This window comes from Mycobacterium sp. E740 (assembly GCF_001672895.1).
Classification (GTDB): domain Bacteria; phylum Actinomycetota; class Actinomycetes; order Mycobacteriales; family Mycobacteriaceae; genus Mycobacterium.
The window spans coordinates 1-20,147 of record NZ_LZKP01000227.1 but is presented as its reverse complement, the minus strand read 5'-3'; the positions used below and the strand labels follow the sequence as shown (position 1 = coordinate 20,147).

Here is a 20,147-nt window from a genome sequence, read left to right as displayed (position 1 = left end):
CCACATCCGCGAATTCGCCCGGGTCAAACCGACTGTGGGAGCCCCGGAGATGGGCCGCTTCATAGCGGCAGTGCGCAGGTTGCAGGACATCACCGTCTCGTGTGATCCCGAGCCTGCGCTGTGGGACGACACCGCCGCGCTGCTCGAGGACGTGTGCGCACGGTTGGAGGTGCACCGGGCGCCCGCAGGCGTCGCACCTGCCGGCCGGGCGACGAACCTGCCCGGTAACGGCCATCCGTTGATGCCGCCGTGGCAGGTCGTGACGTCGGGACCGGACGAAGTCACGATGAGCGGACACTTCAGCCGCTTTCACGTCGGCGGCAACGACGCCGTGCACGGCGGGGTGATCCCGTTGTTCTACGACTGGCATTTCGGCATGGTGGTGTCGGCCGCCGGCCGGCCCGACAGCCGGACCGCCTACCTGCACGTGGACTACCGCAGGGTGACGCCCATCGACGTGCCGCTGCGAGCACGCGCCTGGATCGACAAGGCGGAGGGCCGGAAACTGTTCGTGAGGGCGACGATGACCGATGCCGACGGCAACGTACTATCCGAGGCCAGCGGTCTGATGATCAAACTGCTTGCCCACCAGCCTTGAAAGGCGCCTGATACCAGTGTCCACAGAGTTCACCGTCCCGGCCGCCGCCGACACCGTCGCCGCCGCGATCGGCGATCGCGAGTTCATCGTTCAGGGCGACCGCCGCTACACCTACGCGCAGGTGATCGAGCGCGCTAACCGGTTGGCCGCATTCCTGCACAGCCGCGGACTCGGGTGCCACGTCGAGCGCTCGGAGTTGGGCGGTCACGAGGTCGGCCAGGACCTGCTGGGCATCTACGCCTACAACGGCCCGGAGTACGTCGAGGCGATGCTCGGCGCCTGGCGGGCGCGGGTCGCGCCGTTCAACGTCAACTACCGCTACGTCAAGAACGAATTGCAGTATCTGCTCAACGATTCCGGCGCCACCGCGCTGCTGTATCACGCGGCGTTCGCGCCGCGCATAGCCGAGGTGATGGCGGATCTGCCGAATCTGCGGGTGCTCATCCAGATCGCCGACGAGTCGGGCAACGATCTGCTCGACGGGGCCGTCGACTACGAGTCGATCGTCGGGTCTGGCACCGCGGTGTTACCACCGTTGGAGCCCTCACCCGACGACCTCTATGTGCTCTACACCGGGGGCACGACGGGTATGCCGAAGGGCGTGCTGTGGCGTCAGCACGACATCTTCATGACCTCGTTCGGCGGCCGCAGCCTCTACACCGGGGAACTCGCCAGCTCCTACGAGGACATCGGCAAGCGGGTCGCCGAGGCGCCGGAATCCCGGTTGATGATCCTGCCGCCGCTGATGCACGGCGCCGCCCAGTGGGCGGTGATGACCGCGATGACGACGGGCCAGTCAGTCGTGTTCTCTTCTGTCACAGACCGTTTCGACGCCGACGAGGTGGTTGCGACCATCGAGCGCGAGCAGGTGATGGCGGTGACGGTCGTCGGCGATGCGATGGCGCGACCGTTGGCAGACGCGATCGAACGCACTGATGCGGATCTGTCGTCGCTGGCGGTGGTCGCCAACGGTGGCGCGTTGCTGACGCCGACGGCCAAGCAGCGGCTCATCGACGTCAAGCCGGGACTGATCGTCGTCGACGGAGTCGGCTCGTCGGAGACCGGCGCGCAGATGACGCACATGTCCGCGTCGGGCGCGGTGGCGACCGGCAAGTTCAACGCCGGACCGGACACCTATGTCGCTGCCGAGGATCTCAGCGCCCTGCTCGAGCCGGGGCACGACGGCATGGGTTGGCTGGCTCAGAGAGGTTATGTGCCACTGGGTTACAAGGGTGACGCCGCCAAGACGGCGGCGACCTTCCCGGTGATCGACGGCGTGCGCTACTCCGTACCGGGCGATCGCGCGCGGCATCTGGCGGACGGGTCCGTCGAACTGCTCGGCCGCGATTCTGTCACCATCAACTCCGGCGGGGAAAAGATCTTCGCCGAGGAGGTCGAGACGGCTATCGCGTCGCATCCGGCGGTCGCCGACGTGGTGGTCGCAGGCCGGCCGAGCGATCGCTGGGGTCAGGAGGTCGTGGCGGTTGTCGCCCTCACCGAGGGTGCCAGCGCCGACGCCCAGGAGCTCATCGACCATGCCGCGAACTCGATCGCCCGCTACAAGCTTCCGAAGGCGGTGGTGTTCCGCCCGGCGATCGAGCGCAGCCCGGCGGGCAAGGCCGACTATCGATGGGCTCGCGAGCAAGCGATCAGCGAGGCCTGACCCCTCTTCCGTCGCGCCCTCTTCCGTCGCGCCCTCTTCCGTCGCGCCCTCTTCCGTCGCGCCCTCTTCCGTCGCGAAATAGCATTCCTGGTCGTATTTCCCCCACAATCACAGCCGGGAATGCTATTTCGCGGACGAACGCTTGAGCCGTCGCATGGTCCGTTGCGATCGCAGCCCTGAAACCCGAGATCTATCGCCTTGTAGTCCTATACTGTAAGCTTTACAGTACCTATGCAGGTTACCTGTCCGGACCAGACGATGGAGACCAGCCGTGGATAGCCCCGTGCAGGATGTCGCGGTCGACGAACCTTTCGACCTGCTTCGCGACCCCTATCCGCTCTTCGCGCAGAAGCGACGGGAAACCGCGGGGGTGTTCCGCGGCAGCGTCATGGACTGGTCCGCAGCGCCGGAGGCGATGCCCGAACAGCTCTACGCGGCAGTGTCTTTCGACGCGGTCAACCGAGTGTTCCGCGACGGCAAGGTGTTCAACTCGCATATCTACGACCAGACCATCGGCCTGTTCATCGGTCCGACGATCCTGGCGATGGAAGGCAAGAAGCACTGGGACCACCGCAATTTGGTGTCATCGGCCTTCAAGTCCAAGTCGTTGGCGCGCTGGGAACCCGAGGTCGTCCGGCCGGTCGTCACGACGCTGCTCGACGAGATCGTCGACAAAGGGCACGCCGATCTGGTACGGGACTTCACGTTCGAGTTCCCGACCCGGGTGATCTCCAAGCTGCTGGGGCTGCCCGAAGACGATCTGCCGTGGTTCCGTAAGCGGGCGGTCGAGCTGATCAGCTACCACGTCAAGTACAAGCGGGCGTTCGAGGCCTCCGCGGCGCTGAAGGATTACTTCCTGGCCCAGATCGAGCAGCGCAGGTCCAAGCCGACCGAAGACATCATCGGCGATCTGGTCACCGCCGAGATCGACGGCGAAAAGCTCACCGACGAGGCCATTTTCTCGTTCCTGCGGCTGTTGCTGCCCGCCGGCCTGGAAACCACGTACCGGTCATCGGGAAACCTGCTGTACCTGTTGCTCACCCACCCCGAACAGTTCACCGCCGTACAGTCCGATCGGGAGCTGATCCCGACCGCCATCGAAGAGGGCCTGCGGTTCGAGACGCCGTTGACGACCGTGCAGCGATACGCGACCGAAGAGACCGAACTCGCGGGTGTCCCGCTTCCCAAGGGCGCGGTGATCGATGTGTGCATCGGATCGGCGAACCGCGACGAGAACCGTTGGGAGCGGTCCGAGGAGTTCGACATCTTTCGCAAACGGATTCCGCACATCTCGTTCGCCGCCGGCGAGCATACCTGCATGGGTTTGCATCTGGCCCGCATGGAGACCCGGGTCGCCGTGGAATGCCTGCTCGACCGGCTGACCAACGTCACCCTCGTCACCGACGACAACCCCCGTATCGTGGGCCAGCCGTTCCGGTCCCCCCCGGCACTGCCCGTGACGTTCGACCCCGCCGCTTGAGCCGCTGTTATCGCGCAGAGCTTGCCCTCGGCGCACGATAGGCAATCGTCTTCGTCTCGAGATACTGCTCGAAACCCTCCATGCCGCACTGCCTTCCGACACCGCTGCTCTTGAACCCGCCGAACGGCGCGTCGGCACCGTAGTACATGCCGCGGTTCACCCCGAAAGAACCGGTGCGGATCCGACGGGCGATCGCCATCCCCCGCTCATGCGAGCGCGACGACACCGCTCCCGCCAGACCATAGGCGCTGTCGTTCGCGATCCGCACCGCGTCGTCGTCGTCATCGAACGGCAGCACCACCAGCACTGGGCCGAACACCTCCTGCTGGGCGATGGCCGCATCGCTTTCGACGCCGACGATGACCGTCGGTGCCACGTAGTGGCCGCCCATCAGATGATCGGCGAGATCGCTGACCGGCCCTCCCCCCGTGGTGACCTCGGCGCCGTCGGCGCGGGCCTGCTCGATCGCGTCGAGCACCCGCTTCTTCTGCGTCGCGTTGATCACCGGTCCCACTAGCGTGTCGGGAAGGACCGGATCTCCCACGGGCACAGCCTGATACGCGGCGGTGACGGCGGCGACGGCTTCGTCGTAACGTGACCGGTGGACGAGCATGCGTGTGGTGGCCGCACACGCCTGTCCCGCGTGCACGCACACTCCGACCGCCGAGCCCACGATCGCGGCGGGCGGCGCGTCGTCGAGCACGATGGACACGGATTTGCCGCCCAGTTCCAGGAACATCCGCTTCATCGTCTCGGCGCCTTGACGCATCAGCAGCTTGCCGACCGCGGTGGATCCGGTGAAGGAGACCATGTCGACGCGAGGATCGGTCCCGAGCATTCCGGCGACGTCGTTGCGCGGTGTCGGCACGACATTGACCACGCCGGGCGGGATGTCGGTGTCCTCTGCGATGAGCCGTCCCAGGCGGGTCGCGTTCCACGGCGTGTTCGGATCGGGCTTGAGTACGACCGTGTTTCCGGTCGCGAGCGCGGGTCCGAGCTTGTTGAGGATCACCTCGACCGGGAAGTTCGACGGGGTGATCGCGGCGACGACACCGGCCGGCTCCTTGACGACGGTGCGCACATTGCGCTCGCCGAAGAGGCCTCCTCCGTCGAGGGTGCGCTCCCAATGGAAATCGAGCATCAGCCGCGCGGGATAGCGCAACCCGTCGGCCAGTGGCCAATCCAGTTGTGCCGACTGCGTTGTCATCATCGGGCAACCGACCTCGGCGATCAGCTCCTCGCGCAGCTCGTCCTGCTCCGCCTCGATCGCCGACTGCAGCTGATCCAGACAGCGTGCGCGCAACCGTTTATTGGTCGCCCAGTCGGTGTCGTCGAAGGCTCGGCGCGCTGCCGCAATCGCGCGGTCCATGTCTTCTGGGCCGGCCGCTGCGGTCGTTCCCAGCAGCTGTCCGGTGGCCGGGCTCAGGTTGTCGAAGCGCTCGCCTGACGCCGACTCAACGAGTTGTCCGTCGATGAGCATCCGCGACTCGGCCCGCTTGGCCGCGCGGGCGCCGACGTCGATGCTCGTCTCGGTCCCTTCCTCGACGTTGCTCACGGCACCTCGTACAATCTGACTCTGCGGGACGACTAACTGTAATGCTTACAGTAGGTTACTTCGGGCGAACACGGCAAGGGAGCCGACTTGGTCAAGGTCATGGAGGGCGTGCGCGTCCTCGAGGTCGCACAGTTCACTTTCGTCCCGGCGGCGGGAGCGATCCTCGCCGACTGGGGCGCCGACGTCATCAAGGTCGAACACCCGTTGAGGGGCGACACGCAGCGCGGGTTCATCAACATGGGCGGATTTCAGCTCGACCCCAACCGTCACCCGCTGATCGAGCACCCGAACCGCGGTAAGCGCAGCATCGGCATCGACGTATCGAAACCGGAAGGCCAGGAAGTACTCTACGAGATCGCCAAGACCGCTGATGTCTTCCTGACCAATTACCTTCCCGCGCAACGGCAAAAGAACAAATTCGACGTCGAGCACATCCGCGCAGCCAACCCGGACATCATCTACGCGCGCGGCAGCGCATACGGCGACAAGGGACCCGAACGGGACGTCGGTGGTTTCGACGGCACGGCGTTCTGGACCCGCAGCGGAGTCGGCCACGCGTTGACCCCTGAAGAGATCGGTGGCGCGCTGTCGCAGGGTATCCCGGCATTCGGCGACTCGATCGGCGGCATGAACATCGCGGGCGGAATCTCGGCGGCGCTGTTCCACCGGGCGCGCACCGGCGAAGCCGTCGAACTCGACGTTTCGTTGTTGAGCACGGCGTGGTGGGCGGCGGGCGCCAGCGTGACCCAGGGCATGGAGACCGGCGAGACGATGCGCTCGCTGATGCCGAATGCCGCCGGCCCGAGCGTGAACCCGTTCATGGCGAACTACCTGACGTCGGACGGCGGCACGATCAACCTGTGCATCGTCAGCCCGACCGGGTACATCCGCGACGCGTTCGAGCATCTCGAACTGCCGGAGTGCGCTGAAGATCCCCGGTTCAGTGACGTCATGCCGTTGATCGAAAACGCGGCGGCCGCAGCGGAACTCATCCGAGAGAAGATCCGCAGCAAGCCGTTCGAGTACTGGCGTCAACGCCTCAAGACGATGAAAGGCCAGTGGGCGCCGTTCCAGAGCCTGCTCGACCTGGCCACCGACGACCAGGCGCTCGCCAACGACATGATTGTCGAGGTCGAAGCCGCCGACGGCGGTGAGCCCTTCAAAGTGGTCCGCGGGCCGGTCCAGTTCAACCACGAGCCGCTGCAGACGACCCGCGCCCCGCAGGCCAGCGAGCACACCGAGTTGGTCCTGATGGACATCGGCATGGACTGGGACCGCATCGAGGAGCTGAAGGACAAGGGCGCCATCGCCTGAGCACCGTTCCATTGCCGCGTGGGCCCACACGCTGCCGGGAGCGACCGTGTCTGTACACCGACACACCGCCGCAGGTGTACATTCTGCGGTCGTCCCCGACTGCGCGTGGGCCCACGCGCTAGACGCGCTCCACCCGCACCGGCACTCCGGTCAGCCACGCCATCCCCGACAACGGCTCGACGTCGGCGGGCTCGCTGGATGTCAGCTGATTGACGTTGGCGCCGCCGGCGCGATTGGCCAGCCGCCAGCTTCCAGTTCCCTTGTGCCCCCAGCCGTGTGGCACCGCGACGACGCCGGGTACGAGGTCCTTCGTCGTCAGCACCGGCACACTTATCGCGCCGTACTGTGACGTGATCTGCACCTCGTCGCCGTCGACGATGTGCTGCTCGGCCGCGTCGTCGACGTGCATCAGCGCATGCTGGCGACGATCGCCGCGCATCAGCAACGGCGAATTGTGCATCCACGAATTCTCTGAGCGGGGCTCGCGCAATCCGATCATCCGCAGCGGATAGCCATCGGGCAGAGCACGCTGTGACAGCTTGGCGACTTCCTCGGCAATTCCGGGATGGCGCAACCGAATCCGCCGCGACAGGTAGCCGACGGCATCGCGCAGCACGCCTGTGCGGATGTGCGGTGACAGCACGACGCCGTGCGGATGGTCCTCGGTCAGCCGTCGCAGCGTCAGACCGCCACGGCGCAGCCCGAACCTGTTGCCACCCTCCGACATCCGCACCAATGCGTCGACCATCGCCCGCGGCGACACGTCGAAGCCCAGCAGCCGCACGATCCTTCGAACAGCGATGAACGCCGCGAAGGCGGGCACACGACGCAGCCGGCGGGCCAACTCCTCGACGATCTCCCATTCCCCGCGCGCCTCCCCCGCCGGTGCCACGACGGCCTGGGTCGCTTGCCGAAACGGCGTGGCTTGAAACCCCTGAAAGGTGTACGGGAAGTCGTCGCGCTCGTACATCGTCGTGACCGGCAGGATGTAGTCGCACTGCGCGCTCGTCTCGGTGACGTAGAAGTCGAGCGCGACGGACAGCTCGAGATCGCCGAACGCCGCCTCGAGTTCCTCGCCGTTGGGCACGGACAGCACCGGGTTACCGGCCGAGACGAACATCACCCGGATCCGGCGGTCACCCGGTGTGGTGATCTCCTTGGCCATCAGCGCGGCGGGCTCGGAGCCGATTGCGCTCGGGGTTCCGCTGATCCGCGATCGCTTTCGGCGATAGGACCGCCGCATGACCGCACCCATCGCGACGTTCTGCCATCGCTGGCCGACGGTGTGCATCGAGCTGAACACCGAACCGCCCGGCACGTCGAGGTTGCCTGCCACCAGATTCACCGCATCGATCAGATACGTGGTCAGCGTGCCGTGGCTGCCCACGCAGGTACCGAGCCTGCCGTAGACGGCAGCGCGCGAGCTCACCAGGTCGTGCGCCAGCGTGCGCACACTCTCCGCGTCGATGCCTGTGCTGCCTGCCGTCGACTCAGGAGTGAACGGCCGGCACATCCCCCGCAGCCAGTCCACGCCGTCGGCCTGCCGTTTCACCGCCGCGACGTCGACCACGCCGTCGGCGAACATCACGTTCAGCAGCGAGAGCAACAGCAACGAGTCGGTGTCGGGGACGATGCCGAGCCATTCGAATGCGACGGCGGTCTCGCTGCGCCGCGGATCGACGATCAGCACACGCCCTCCGCGCTTGACGATGTCGTGCATGCGGTCCTTGATCCGCGGTGCGGTCAAGAAACTGCCGTGTGACACAACGGGATTGGCACCCATCATGACCAGTAGGTCGGTCCGCGTCAGGTCAGGGATCGGCACTGACGTCGGCACCCCGTACAACAACTGGCTCGCGATCAGCCTGCTGTTCGTGTCCTGCGACGACGCGGTGAAGTAGTGGCCGTGGCGGCCGAGGCCCTTCATGAACAGCAGCGCCGCGAAGGTGTGCGCATAGCTGAACGCCCCGGGATTGCCCATGTACCAGCCGACCGCGCCGGAACCATGGCGGCGCAGAATCGCCGACAGTCGGGCGGCGATGTCGGCCATCGCCTCGTCCCATGCCACCTCTTCGAAGCCGGCCGGCCCGCGGCGCAGCGGCCTCGTCACCCGGTCCGGATCGTTGACGACCTCGGTGAACGCGATGCCCTTCTGACAGGCGAAGCCGGCCGACAGCGGGTGGTTCTTGTCAGGCCGCAAAGCGACCAGGCGACCGTCTTCGACCGTCGCGATCATCCCGCACAGCGGCTCGCAGATCCGGCAGAAAGTGGGCTTGTGCTCGGTCACCGATGCCACGCCGACTACGATACTGTAAGAGTTTCAGTTACGAGTCGGATCGAGCGTCGACCAGAGAGGACCACGCATGCACGACGTCGCGATCATCGGTGTCGGACTGCATCCCTTCGGTCGCTTCGAAGGCAAATCCGCGATGGAGATGGGCGTCGACGCGATCTTCGCCGCGGTCACCGATGCCGGCATCGAGTGGAGGGACATCCAGTTCGCCACAGGTGGCAGCTGGACCGTGGCCAACCCGGACGCGATCGTCGGCATGGTCGGGTTGTCCGGCATCCCGTTCACCAACGTGTTCAACGCATGCGCCACCGCGGCCAGCGCCGCAAAGGCGTGCGCCGACGGAATTCGATTGGGCGACTATGACATCGGCATCGCGGTCGGGCTGGACAAGCATCCACGCGGTGCGTTCACCGAAGATCCCGCGCTGGTCGGCATGCCGCGGTGGTACGCCGAGAACGGCCAATACCTGACCACCCAGTTCTTCGGAATGAAGGCCAATCGCTATCTGCACGAGCACGGTATCTCCCAGCAGACACTGGCCAAAGTTGCGGCGAAGAACTTCCGCAACGGAGCGCTGAACCCGAACGCGTTCCGCCGCAAGCCCATCCCCGAGGACCAGATCCTCAACTCGACGATGCTGAACTATCCGCTCACCCAGTACATGTTCTGCGCTCCCGACGAGGGTGCGGCGGCGGTCGTGATGTGCCGCGCCGACCTCGCCGAGCGCTACACCGCCAAACCGGTGTACCTGCGCGCGGTCGAGGTGCGCACCCGCAAATACGGTGCCTACGAGGTGAACACCACGTTCGCGCCGGTCGAGGAGGACGTGGCGCCCACTGTCTACGCGGCGAAGGCGGCCTTCGAAAAGTCCGGTGTGGCGCCGCAGGACGTCGACGTCATCCAGCTGCAGGACACCGACGCAGGCGCCGAGATCATCCACATGGCCGAGTGCGGCTTCTGCGCCGACGGCGAGCAGGAGAAGCTGCTTGCCGGCGGGGCCACCGAGATCACCGGCTCACTGCCGATCAACACCGACGGCGGCCTGATCGCCAACGGCGAGCCGATCGGCGCATCGGGTCTGCGCCAGATCCACGAGCTGGTGCGACAACTGCGCGGTGAAGCGGGCGATCGCCAGGTACCCGGGGAGCCCAAAGTCGGTTTCGCGCAGCTGTACGGCGCACCGGGCACCGCTGCCGCGACGATCCTGACGAGGTGACCCAGGCGTCAGCTCACTTCATCATCCGATGAGACGCCTTCATGATGAGCCCACGCATACGATCGGAGATGTACACGGCCACAAGGCCGTTGAAGACGTCCTCGCGCAAGCGCGTCAACCGCGAGCTCTTGAAGCGCCACTGTCCGTCGAGCTTTTCGTAGGTCTCGTGATAGTGGCCGTAGCCGCGCAGGTTCACGCCGGGCCCGAAGCGAACCACATCCTCGAGCCCCCACACGCCGCGCGCGGTCGTCGGCGAGGTCAGTTCGATCTCCGGCGCGTGCACCTGATGCACCGTGGGCTGATTGCGCAGGCTCTTTCGGGTGAATGCGACGAACTCGTCGGCGCCTTCGATGACCTTGCCACCGGCCGGCGATGTGTCACTGACGAAGTCGTCGGCGAACAGGGCGCGCCACGCCGCCCAGTCCTTGGTGTCCAGAAAGCGGCAGTAGCGGGCTTTCAGCTGTTTGATCGCCTCGATCTCGACGAGGTCCGTTTCGGTCATCGGTTCGTCGTCTTTTCGGCCTGCTCGATATAGAAATGCGCGGCCCGTTCGAGCGACTCGGCGGTCGGGCGCGGATGCCAGCCCAGTTCTCTGGTCGCCTTGCTGTGGTCCGCCGGCGCCATGATGTGCAACAGGCGGATGCCGGTGGTGTTGATCGGGACCTCACGCCGGAGCAGGCGTCCGACGGCCTCCGCGAACCACACGGATGCGTACACCACCGGCAACGGGACACCGAACCTCGGCGGGTTCGCGCCGACGGCTCTCGCGGCCGTGGTGAGCATGTCGCGCATCGGCATGTAGCTCTCAGAGATGATGTAGCGCTCCCCGACCCGGCCGTGTTCGGCCGCAAGCAGGAAAGCCTCTGCGACGTCCTCGATGCCGACGACCTCGGTGCAGACGCCCTTGATGTACGCCGGGATCTTGCCGAACGCGGCGTACTGCACCATCAGGCCCTGGTGCGGCTGCCAGTCGCCGGGTCCGTACGGGTTCGACACGCACATCGCGACGGCGGGCAGGCCGCGCTCCCGCGCGTACGACAGCACCACATCCTCGGCCTGGCGGCGCGATTCGATATAGGGGCCGCCCTTGTCGCCCCAGTCGAACGGCATGTCCTCGGTCACGGGGCCACTTCCGTCACCGAGCGCGATGGTGCCGATCGTGCTGCAGAACACGAACCGGTGCAGCGCGGTCTTCGCGGCGATGTCGAGGACGCGGCGCAGGCAGTTGACGTTCGTCTCGAACAGCGGTGCCGGGTCACGCAGATGGAACCGCGTGTCGACGACGCAGTAGTAGACGACATCGCGGTCCGACATCGCCTCGCGCAGTGCGTCGTCGTCGTAGAGGTCGCCGTAGCACCGGTCGACGTCGAGGTCGTCGATGGCGACCGTCGAACTCGTCTGGCGTAGGTACACCCGCACGTCGTCGCCGCGTTCGGCGAGCTTGCGCGTAACGTGTGAGCCGACGAACCCGCTTGCACCCATCACCAATGACTTGCGCCTACTGGTCGGCCGCGTCATCGTTCCCCCATTCCGAGACTGCTGACAGATCGCGAAACTCGCCGAAATCGCGATCTGTCAGCAGTTTCGATGATCAAGACGTCTTCGCCGCCTGGGCGTAGGCGGGCTTGCCGAGGCCGAGCACGTACTGCGCGATCATGTTACGGAAGACCTCCAGCGTCCCCCCGTAGATCCCGACCAGCGGCGCGAAACGGTATACGTACTCGGCGGCTCCGTCATCGGCGGCGCCGTCGGTGCCGAACGGCAACGAGGCCGCCGTACCGAGGATGTCCATCAGGTCCGGGGAGATGTCGCGCATCGTCTGCGCCAGCGCCACCCGACCGAAGATGTTCGGCGTGGAGAACGACGCCTCCATACGGGCCACGCTGCGGCCCAACCGGTATGCCACCGATCCGTCGTCGATCGTCTTGCGGCCGTCGGGATTCGTCTCCGTGAGCTTCGCGGCGGCCCTGTCGACCGCGGCGGCCATTGTGTTGGCCTGATGCATCATGATCGCCACGTCCTGCAGGCCGTCGGCGGCCGCTTCGACCGCGCCGTGCTCTGCGTTGAGCGGTTCACGCACCACCGTCCAGCCGTCGTTCACCTCGCCGAGGCGATACTTGTCGTCGACCCGGACATCGCTGTAGTACACGATGTTGGTGCGGTCGCCGTCGACGGTGCGGATGCCCTGGATCTCGATGCCCGGCGAGTCGAGCGGGACGAGAAACATCGTGAGGCTCTTGTGTTTCGGCGCATCCAGATCGGTGTTGGTGATCAAGAAGACGTACTGGCAGTTGTGGGCACCGGTGGTGAACATCTTGGAGCCGTTAATGATCCAGCCTTCGCCGTCCCGCACGGCCCTGGTCTTGCACGTGGCGACGTCGGACCCGCCCTCGGGTTCGGTGTAGCCCAGGCAGAGGCGGACCTCGCCGGTGTACACGCGCGGCATCACCTCGGCCTTGAGTTCGGGTGAGCCGAACTTGTCGACCGACCGCGCGATCATCGCGGTCGTACCGAACGTCACCCACGGCACATGCGCACGGCGCTTCTCCAGTTCCCAGATGCGACGCCGGACCCGGTTGAACCCGCCTTCGGATTCCGGCTTCCATTCGCGGGCAAGGTAACCCGCCTTGCCGAGCGCGAGATGCACACCCTCGTCGAAGTTGTCACCCGTCTCGCGATCCCGGCGACGGACGTCCTCGGTGACGATCTCGCTCAGGAACGCGCGCGACTCGTCGAGGAAAGCCCGGTCCTCCTCGGAGAGTTCGACCCGTGAGAAATCCATCTAGTTGCCCTCTCCGCTCTCCCGAGCCGCGACGATCCCGGCGATGTACTTGGCGCTGGCAGCAGGGTCCCCGCCCGCCAAGGCCCATCCCCGGGCGCGCAACAGGTATGCGCTGGCGGCCGCCTCGGCCGAAACGCCAAGCCCGCCTTGCACCTGCACCGCCATCGTGGCGGCCTTGGCGGCCTCTTCGGCCATGAACACGAACGCGGACGGCGCGAGTTCGGGCCGCTCGTCGGGTTCGTTGTCGAGGAACCACGCCGCGCGTCGCGCCAGGTTGCGGCCGCCCTGAACCGTGATCGCGATGTTGGCCAGCGGATGTGAGATGGCCTGCAGCGTCGAGATCGGTACGCCCAGGGTGTAGCGCGTCTTGGCGAACTCCGCGGCGATCGTCATCGTCTCCTCGACGAGGCCGGCGAGCGCCGCAGCTGTGAGCACCCGCCATTCGTCCAGCGCGCGTTGGTATTCCATCAGCGCGTTCGCTCCGCTCGCCAGAACAGTCCGGGTGTCCGCTGCGGCCGGGTCGACCCAGGCCATCGGCAGTCGGCCGATGTTGTCCACCTTGACGGGCCGGGTGGCGAATGTCAGCTTGACGACGTCGTCACCGTCGCGCACGACGAGGTGGTCGGCAACCGAGCCGCTCGGCAGCAGCCGCACACCCGACACACTGTCCTGCTGCGGGTCGAAGCCGACGATCTGCGTGCCGCTCACGACGTCGGGATCCGCGGCGCCCAACCGGCCCAGCAGCCGTGCGGCACAAACATGGTCGATCCACGGCACCGGGGCCAGCGAGCGGCCGATCTCCTCGGCGACCAACGTCAGGTCGACCAACGTCGCGCCGTCCCCACCCATCTCCTCGGGCAACGCCATCGTGGTCGCGCCCATCGTGCACAACCTCTCCCACAGACTCTTGTCGAACCCGGAAGCCTCCGCGGCGCGCACTGTTTCGATCGAGCAATGCGTCTTGAAGAAGTCCTTGTACGCCGCCTGCAGCGCCTGGTGGTCCTCGGACAGGCTGTAGTCGAGCCTGCGCAGTTCGTAGCGGTCCATCACTGCTCCTTGTCGGCGCCGAAGAAGAACTCCTTGGCGTTGTTGTACAAGTAGTTGTCCAGCACCTCGGCCGGCAGGTCAAGCGCTAGCGCCTCGGGGACGACGCGGCGCATCTTGAGCACCGGCCAGTCCGACGCGTAGATGACTTTGTCAGGTCCCCGCGTACGCATGTAGTGAAGCAGGCTGTCGGGCAGCCGTTTCGGTGACCACGCCGACGTCATCAGGCGCAGGTTCTGGTACTTGATCAGCAACCGGATCGCGACGTCCCACCACGGGTCGGCGCCGTGGATCATGCAGAGCTTGAGTTCGGGGAATCGCACGCAGACCCGGTCGAGGTGTATGGGGTTCTGCACCTCGCCGGGAATCGGCGGCCCCGGCAGCCCGGTGTTGACGCACAGCGGCAGCCCGAGTTCTGCGCATTTGGTGTAAAGCGGGTAGTACACGGCGTCGCTGGGCGGGTACTGCCCGTCGCCCCAGAAGCTCGGCCCTACCGCCGCATACGCCACCGGTAGGTCATTGACGACGCTCGCGAGTTCTCGCAGCGACGGGATGGGCCGCAACAGATTGACGCCGCCCATCGCGAGCGCGAACCGCTCGGGTCTGGCTTCGACGAACTTGCGTGCCGTCGTCGAGGGCTTGGCGATGCTGTCCATCAGGATCGCCTTCGTGACGCCCTGCTCGTCCATCTCGTCGAGCAGCTCGCTCATATCGACGGGGGCGAACATCGACTGCGGGCCCTTGAAGTAGTCGTCGCGGACTTTGAGCATCCACGTCGGCTGCTGTTCGGTCTCGCCGAAGTGGACGTTGACCAGACAATCGATGGCTCTGTTGGCCGTCACGTCAGCGATACCTCATGTGTCGCAGCAGTTCTGGCCCATCTATAGTCGGGCTTGCCGTTGCCCAGACGACGTACCTGTTCGACCACGATGAACTCCTTCGGCGCCTTGAAACGAGCCAGGTTCGACGTGCAGTGCTCGCGCAGTGAGCTGACCTCGGCCGCATCGCGCAGCGCGACGAGAGCCACGATCTCCTGGCCCCACCGCTCGCTCGGCCGTCCCACCACCAGCGCGTCCACGACCGCGGGGTGCGCGCGTAGCACTTCTTCGACCTCCTCGACGAACACCTTCTCACCACCGGTGTTGACCACGAGCGAGTCGCGCCCGAACAACCGCATCGTGCCGTCTGCCGACAGAGATCCTCGGTCACCGGAGATCACCACGCGTCGGCCGTCGACGACCGGGAACGTCCGTCGTGTCGCTTCCTCGTCGTCGAAGTAGCCGAGCGGAATGCGCCCGCCACGGGCGACGAAGCCGACCTCGTCCTCGCCAGGCGCCAGGAACCGGCGGTAGTCCTCGGACAGCAGCAGTGCGCCCTCGCGCAGTTCGAAGGTGTCCTTCTCGTCGCCGCGCTGGCTGCGGCCGAAGCCGACGTTGCCGGTTTCCGACGATCCGTACCCGTTGATCAAAGTGATCTGTGGCAGCAGATCCAACAGCGCCCGTTGGTGTTTCGGGTTGGTGGCCGCTCCCCCGGTGCCGATCGCGAACAACGACGACAGGTCATAGGACCCGCTGCGCAGCTCCTCGACCAACGGTGCGGCGTAGGCATCGCCAACCATCGTCATCAGGCCGACCTTCTCGCGCTGTGCGGTTGCAAGCACCGCGCGCGGGTCGAACCTCGTCCGGTCGTAGAGGATCACCGGCAAACCGTTGAGCAACGCGGCGAACGCCGTCCACATCCCGGCGGCGTGCATCAGCGGCGAGACCGCGAACCACGGCTGCCCCCCGTGTGCGACCTTGGTGTGGATCTCGTCGACTGTGTCGTGGTCGGCGCCGTTCATCGAGATCACATAGGTGTCGGACTGGCGCCACATCACGCCTTTGGGCCGCCCGGTCGTGCCCCCGGTGCACACCATCATCACGTCGTCGGGCGACGGAGCGATGCGCTGATCGGAATCGCCCTGTGCCAGTGCATCATCCAAGGGGGTCGCGCCCGACAACTGCGCCACCGAGAGGTCGTCATCGACGGAGATCATCAGGTCGGCGCTCGCCGGCGGAAGCACGTCGGCGAACTTCGGGCCGAACGACCGGTGGTAGATGACCGCACGCGGGCGCAGATAGTCGAGCAGTTCGGCGACCTCGCGCGGCGTGTAGTTGTAGTTCACGTTGACCGGCACCGTGCGTGCCTTGAGGCAGCCGATCACCATGTCGGGGTACAGGTCGTTGTGCATGAGCAGCGCGACGCGGTCCTGCCCGCATTCCCAGTTCTGCAGCTCGGCCCGTTCGCGATGTGCGCCGAGCCCCTGTGCGGCAAGGTAGTTCGCCAGCCGACGGGTGCGGTCCGCCGATTCGCCGAACGTACTGCGCCGAGTGCCGCAGACCGTCATCAGCCGGTCCGGCACCGCCTGGGCGATCGCGTCGAGGACCGCCCCGATGGTCCACTCGGGCATGCTAAGCGCCGACCCGCACGTTCGCCCCGAGCAGCTCGAGAGCGTTGTCGCGCATCACCTTTCGGGTGTCTTCGGCGCTGAACTCGGGAAACTGCGGGATGTCGGCGGTGAACGCCATCGGGTCGGCCAGGCCCTCGCCGTGCGGCCAATCCGAGCCGAACAGAATCCTGTCCACGCCGATCGTCTCGGCAAGCAGTTTGACGTCGTCCTCGTAGTACGGCGCGATCCAGACGTTGTTGCACAGCTGCTCGACCGGGTCCTCCTTGAAGTGGTACGGCGCCGTGTTGGCGGCCTTCTTGAGCCGCTTGATGAGCCGGTAGACGAAGTACGAGCCGTTCTCGATGCTCGCCACCTTGAGCTTGGGGTGCCGGGTGAACACCTGATGGACGATCATCGAGGCCATCGTGTCGTGGATCGCGCGGTCGTCGAGCAGCACCTGGTCGAGCGGGTCCTTCTCCCCGAAGCCCTCGAACGTCGACTTGCCGCCCCACAGCGCCGCTATCGCCAAGTAGCCGCTGTCGGAGAGGTGGAAGATCACCGGAACGCCGGCTTCGGCCAGGCGCGCCCAGACCGGGTCGTGCACCGGGTCGCCCAGCGAGCGCGGCTTGACGGTACCGGGCACCGGCGCGGGCCGCACGCACACCGTCTTGGCGCCCCGCCCCAGCACGAATTCGACCTCGTCGACCGCCTTGTCGGGATCGGCCAGCGAGATGATCGGGGCCGAGAGGAACCGGTGGTCGGGCCGGTCGAAGCCCCAGTCCTCGTCGAGCCACAGGTTGAACGCGTGCACGGACGCCATCGTCGCCTCGATGTCGTGCTTGAGCGCCTCCTCCACGCCGCACGCGAATGTCGGCAGCATGAACACGGTTTCGAGGTTCTGCTTGTCAAGGATCTTCACCCGCGCGTCCCGGTTCTGGTACTCGGGATGATCGGCCAACCGGTCGACCTTCATCAGCGACGCAGGATCGACTCCGTCGGGAATCTCGCCGCGGAACAAGAGATCCAGGCAACCCGGCTCGATGATGGGGTCAAATGTGGGGTTCGGGATGAAATGGTTGACCACACCGCCCATCACCGCGAAGGTGCGTTTGCCCTCGGTGAGCATCTGTACCCCACGGCGTTTGAACTCCTTGGGCAGGTGACGGGTGAACGCGTCGATCGGCTCGTAGTAGTGGTTGTCGACGTCGATGGCCAGGTAATCCAGCGGTGTCACGGCGTGTCCTCCTGCTCGGGCGTCAGCGGCGGAAAGTTCGGTGGGCGTTTCTCGAAGAAACTCGTGATGCCTTCGATGAAGTCGGGCCGTGTCATCGACTCGTGCATCAGCTTCTCGGCGTGGTCGCTGGCTTGGAAAACGTCGCGCATGGTGTCTGCGTACACCTGTTGCTTGATCACCGCCAGCGAACTGGGCGCACAGTTGGCGGCGATGTCCTCGGCGTAACCGATTGCCCGTGCCAGCAACTCGTCGGGTGCCACCACATCGTTGACCACGCCGAGCCGGGCGGCCTCGTCGGCGAAGAAGACCCGGCCCGACAACAGCAGGTCCATCGCCACCCCCGTGCCGACTATTCGCGGCAGGATCCAGGAGATGCCGTATTCGGCAATCAGGCCGCGTCGCGGGAACGACGTGGTGAACTTCGCCCCCTGTGCCGCGAAACGCACATCGCACGCCAGCGCCAGCGTCAAACCCATTCCCGCACAAGCACCGTTGATCGCGGCGATGACGGGCTTTCGCATTCCCATCACGAAGTGCGGGTGGCGCGCACCGACCAGCTTCCCGACATCGGTGCCGGCGGCCGCGTCGACGGTGGCTGCACTGATCGTGGTCAGATCACCCATGTCGGCACCGGCGCAGAACGCGCGACCGCTGCCGGTGACCACGACGACCCGCACAGCGGGATCGGCATCGGCGTCGTCCAGACGTTCGTAGAACGTGGTGGCCAGCCCGCCGCCCCAGCCGTTCATCCGGTCGGGCCGGTTCAGGGTCGCCACCGCTACCCCGGTGTCGAGCACCTCGTAGCGCACAGGCTCGGAGTCGAGACCGACGTGGTCAGGAGCGCTCACGCGGCAGTCCACCTCCAGCGGTCCGGACGTGTTGAATGCACATACTGTACACCTATCGGTAGCGGCTTCCGCAACTGTTGCCCGCTCACGCGTCGACCAGTCCGAACCGCCGATACGCAGCGGCGATCTGCTCTTTCGCGACAGCGGGAAGATGCGCCTGCGGCGGACGCGAGTGCGGATACTCCCCGATCGGCAGGCCCAGCAGCGACGCCGCGTACTTGAACGCTCCACCCCAGTGCGTGAAGTAGTCCGGTCGACCCGGATAGCAGGTGAACCACGACCCCATGTCGAGGTCGAACTGGTCGAGCCCCGATTCGCGTGCGTAGTCCATGGCCTCGACGAGCTTGTCGTTGACGATGAGATCCCAGTACTCGCTGAACGGCCGTCGCTCCCGGGTTTCGAACAGATAGCCAGCGGTTCCAAGCTGCGCGGGGCAGACGATCCCGTCGCGCAGCCACCCGGCGCGGTACACGGTCTTGTCGCACTCCCACACTGCGAGACCCGGCGCCAACTCGTGCAGCATCCGGCTGGCGGCCGGCCGGAAGGCGCCCTCCTTCGTTGCACAGACCGCGGGAATCTCGTTGTAGATCACGGCGCTTTCGGCCGGCGTCAACACGTAACCCGACGACGGGGAGTTGAACATGCCGAGCGCGATGTCGGTGCGGTCGGCAATGTAGCGGAAGAAGTTCAGCACGCCTTCGCCGCCGTGCGCCTCCATCATCGGGGTCTGGATGTAGACGATGTCGGCGCCTGCATCCTGTGCGTGACGCGTCAGCTCGAGGCAGTCCTTGGCCGCGGTCGCGGCGGTGCACGCCTGCACGACGACGCCGGGGTTGGCTTTGCGCCCCTCTTCGATAGCGACTTCCAGCAACCGCTTTCGCTCGTCCAAGTTCAGCGCCCAGAACTCCGCGATCCCGCTCGTGCACCACAGCAGCGGGTGGTTCAGGTCGCCGGCGCAGTGCCGCACCAGTGTCCGATAGGCGTCCCAGTCGATGTCGTCGCCGTCGACGCCGCAGAACGGTGTGTAGAGCGAGTCGCCGATTCCGCGCAGCTGGCTGCGAGCCCATTCCCGAGCGTCTTTCGCCGTCGCCACGATGATCTCCTCAGTCTCAGGTGAAGTCGCTGCCTCCGTCGACGTTGACGTTGGCGCCGGTCATGTACGAGTTGCGCCGGGATGCGAGAAACGCGACAACAGGCGCGATTTCGTGCGGCAGGCCTGCGCGCGGAAGGTGCGCCGGATGGCCGAAGTGCTCGCCGATGGCCGCCATCAACGCGTACGGGTCGTTACCATCGACCCCCACCGACTCGGCCCAGCCGATCAGCGCTTCGGACGCGATGCTGCCCGGGGAGACCACGTTGACCATGATCTCGTCCTTGGCCAGCAGCAGCGACAGGTTCTTCGAAACCGAAGTCAGCGCCGCCTTGGCCGCGGTGTAGGCGGGCAGGATCACGCTCTGCCGTTGCGTCGAGTGCGCGGAGAAGTTGACGATGCGCGCCCATTCGGCCTTGCGCAACAACGGAAGCGCCGAACGCACGCAGTGCACCATGCCCATCACGCCACCGTCGAACGCGATGCGCCACTGCTCGTCGGTCAGATCCTCGAAGGTGCCCACGGCCTCGGGTCCGACGGCGTTGATGAGGATGTTCAGCTCGCCGCGCCAGCGTTTCCTGATCTCGTCGAAGGCGCGCTGC

Annotated in this window: 17 protein-coding genes; 5 read left to right on the top strand and 12 right to left on the bottom strand. The window is 66.1% G+C overall.

The features are described from left to right. The first annotated feature begins 4 nt into the window (after positions 1-4). From A5663_RS22350 to A5663_RS22340, 3 genes are all read left to right on the top strand, one after another. Positions 5-598, top strand: coding sequence for a PaaI family thioesterase (locus A5663_RS22350; RefSeq protein WP_068153912.1), 594 nt, complete (start codon positions 5-7; stop codon positions 596-598). Between the two features lie 16 nt (positions 599-614). Then, positions 615-2,261, top strand: a complete 1,647-nt coding sequence (locus tag A5663_RS22345; protein WP_369816694.1) for an acyl-CoA synthetase — start codon at positions 615-617, stop codon at positions 2,259-2,261. Between the two features lie 271 nt (positions 2,262-2,532). Beyond that, positions 2,533-3,741 carry a cytochrome P450 gene (locus tag A5663_RS22340; RefSeq protein WP_068153911.1) on the top strand — a complete coding sequence of 403 codons (1,209 nt, stop codon included), beginning with the start codon at positions 2,533-2,535 and terminating at the stop codon, positions 3,739-3,741. A gap of 7 nt (positions 3,742-3,748) precedes the next feature. Here A5663_RS22340 and A5663_RS22335 read toward each other — a convergent pair whose 3' ends face one another. Next, positions 3,749-5,221, bottom strand: coding sequence for an aldehyde dehydrogenase family protein (locus A5663_RS22335; protein WP_082974323.1), 1,473 nt, complete (start codon positions 5,219-5,221; stop codon positions 3,749-3,751). 174 nt (positions 5,222-5,395) lie between these two features. Between A5663_RS22335 and A5663_RS22330 the strand changes: the two genes are divergently transcribed. Next, positions 5,396-6,610 carry a CaiB/BaiF CoA-transferase family protein gene (locus A5663_RS22330; protein WP_068153909.1) on the top strand — a complete coding sequence of 405 codons (1,215 nt, stop codon included), beginning with the start codon at positions 5,396-5,398 and terminating at the stop codon, positions 6,608-6,610. A 118-nt stretch (positions 6,611-6,728) separates the two neighbouring features. Here A5663_RS22330 and A5663_RS22325 read toward each other — a convergent pair whose 3' ends face one another. Beyond that, on the bottom strand, positions 6,729-8,906 hold the full coding sequence (locus tag A5663_RS22325) for a molybdopterin-dependent oxidoreductase (protein ID WP_082974321.1): 2,178 nt from the start codon (positions 8,904-8,906) through the stop codon (positions 6,729-6,731). 67 nt (positions 8,907-8,973) lie between these two features. Here A5663_RS22325 and A5663_RS22320 point away from each other — a divergent pair, with 67 nt between their 5' ends. Then, positions 8,974-10,119 carry a thiolase family protein gene (locus tag A5663_RS22320; protein WP_068153908.1) on the top strand — a complete coding sequence of 382 codons (1,146 nt, stop codon included), beginning with the start codon at positions 8,974-8,976 and terminating at the stop codon, positions 10,117-10,119. Positions 10,120-10,132: 13 nt separating this feature from the next. Here the strand turns inward: A5663_RS22320 and A5663_RS22315 are convergent, their stop codons facing one another. The 10 genes from A5663_RS22315 to A5663_RS22270 form a co-directional block, all read right to left on the bottom strand. Further along, positions 10,133-10,621 (bottom strand): nuclear transport factor 2 family protein, encoded by a 489-nt coding sequence (locus tag A5663_RS22315; protein WP_068153907.1) that lies wholly within the window; start codon positions 10,619-10,621, stop codon positions 10,133-10,135. After that, complete coding sequence (locus tag A5663_RS22310; RefSeq protein WP_068153906.1) at positions 10,618-11,637, bottom strand: NAD-dependent epimerase/dehydratase family protein; 1,020 nt, start codon at positions 11,635-11,637, stop codon at positions 10,618-10,620. Before A5663_RS22310 ends, A5663_RS22315 begins: the two co-directional genes overlap by 4 nt. Positions 11,638-11,710: 73 nt before the next feature. Beyond that, positions 11,711-12,901 (bottom strand): acyl-CoA dehydrogenase family protein, encoded by a 1,191-nt coding sequence (locus A5663_RS22305; protein WP_068153905.1) that lies wholly within the window; start codon positions 12,899-12,901, stop codon positions 11,711-11,713. Then, entirely contained in the window at positions 12,902-13,948 is a 1,047-nt protein-coding gene (locus A5663_RS22300) for an acyl-CoA dehydrogenase family protein (protein ID WP_068153904.1), read from the bottom strand. Continuing rightward, a complete protein-coding gene (locus A5663_RS22295; protein WP_068153903.1) occupies positions 13,948-14,787 on the bottom strand; it encodes an amidohydrolase family protein in 840 nt (279 codons plus the stop codon). The genes A5663_RS22300 and A5663_RS22295 overlap by 1 nt, the downstream gene beginning before the upstream one ends. After that, the gene (locus A5663_RS22290; protein ID WP_068153902.1) at positions 14,784-16,394 is read right to left on the bottom strand and encodes an acyl-CoA synthetase; all 1,611 of its coding nucleotides are present in this window, start codon (positions 16,392-16,394) and stop codon (positions 14,784-14,786) included. Before A5663_RS22290 ends, A5663_RS22295 begins: the two co-directional genes overlap by 4 nt. 1 nt (position 16,395) lies before the next feature. Further along, positions 16,396-17,607: an amidohydrolase family protein gene (locus A5663_RS22285; protein WP_068153901.1), complete on the bottom strand. Its 1,212-nt coding sequence runs from the start codon at positions 17,605-17,607 to the stop codon at positions 16,396-16,398. Then, positions 17,604-18,455: an enoyl-CoA hydratase gene (locus A5663_RS22280; RefSeq protein ID WP_068153900.1), complete on the bottom strand. Its 852-nt coding sequence runs from the start codon at positions 18,453-18,455 to the stop codon at positions 17,604-17,606. The genes A5663_RS22285 and A5663_RS22280 overlap by 4 nt, the downstream gene beginning before the upstream one ends. An 85-nt stretch (positions 18,456-18,540) precedes the next feature. Next, positions 18,541-19,548 (bottom strand): dihydrodipicolinate synthase family protein, encoded by a 1,008-nt coding sequence (locus tag A5663_RS22275; protein WP_068153899.1) that lies wholly within the window; start codon positions 19,546-19,548, stop codon positions 18,541-18,543. Between the two features lie 16 nt (positions 19,549-19,564). After that, on the bottom strand, positions 19,565-20,147 hold a 583-nt coding region (locus A5663_RS22270), incomplete at its 5' end, for an SDR family NAD(P)-dependent oxidoreductase (RefSeq protein WP_068153898.1).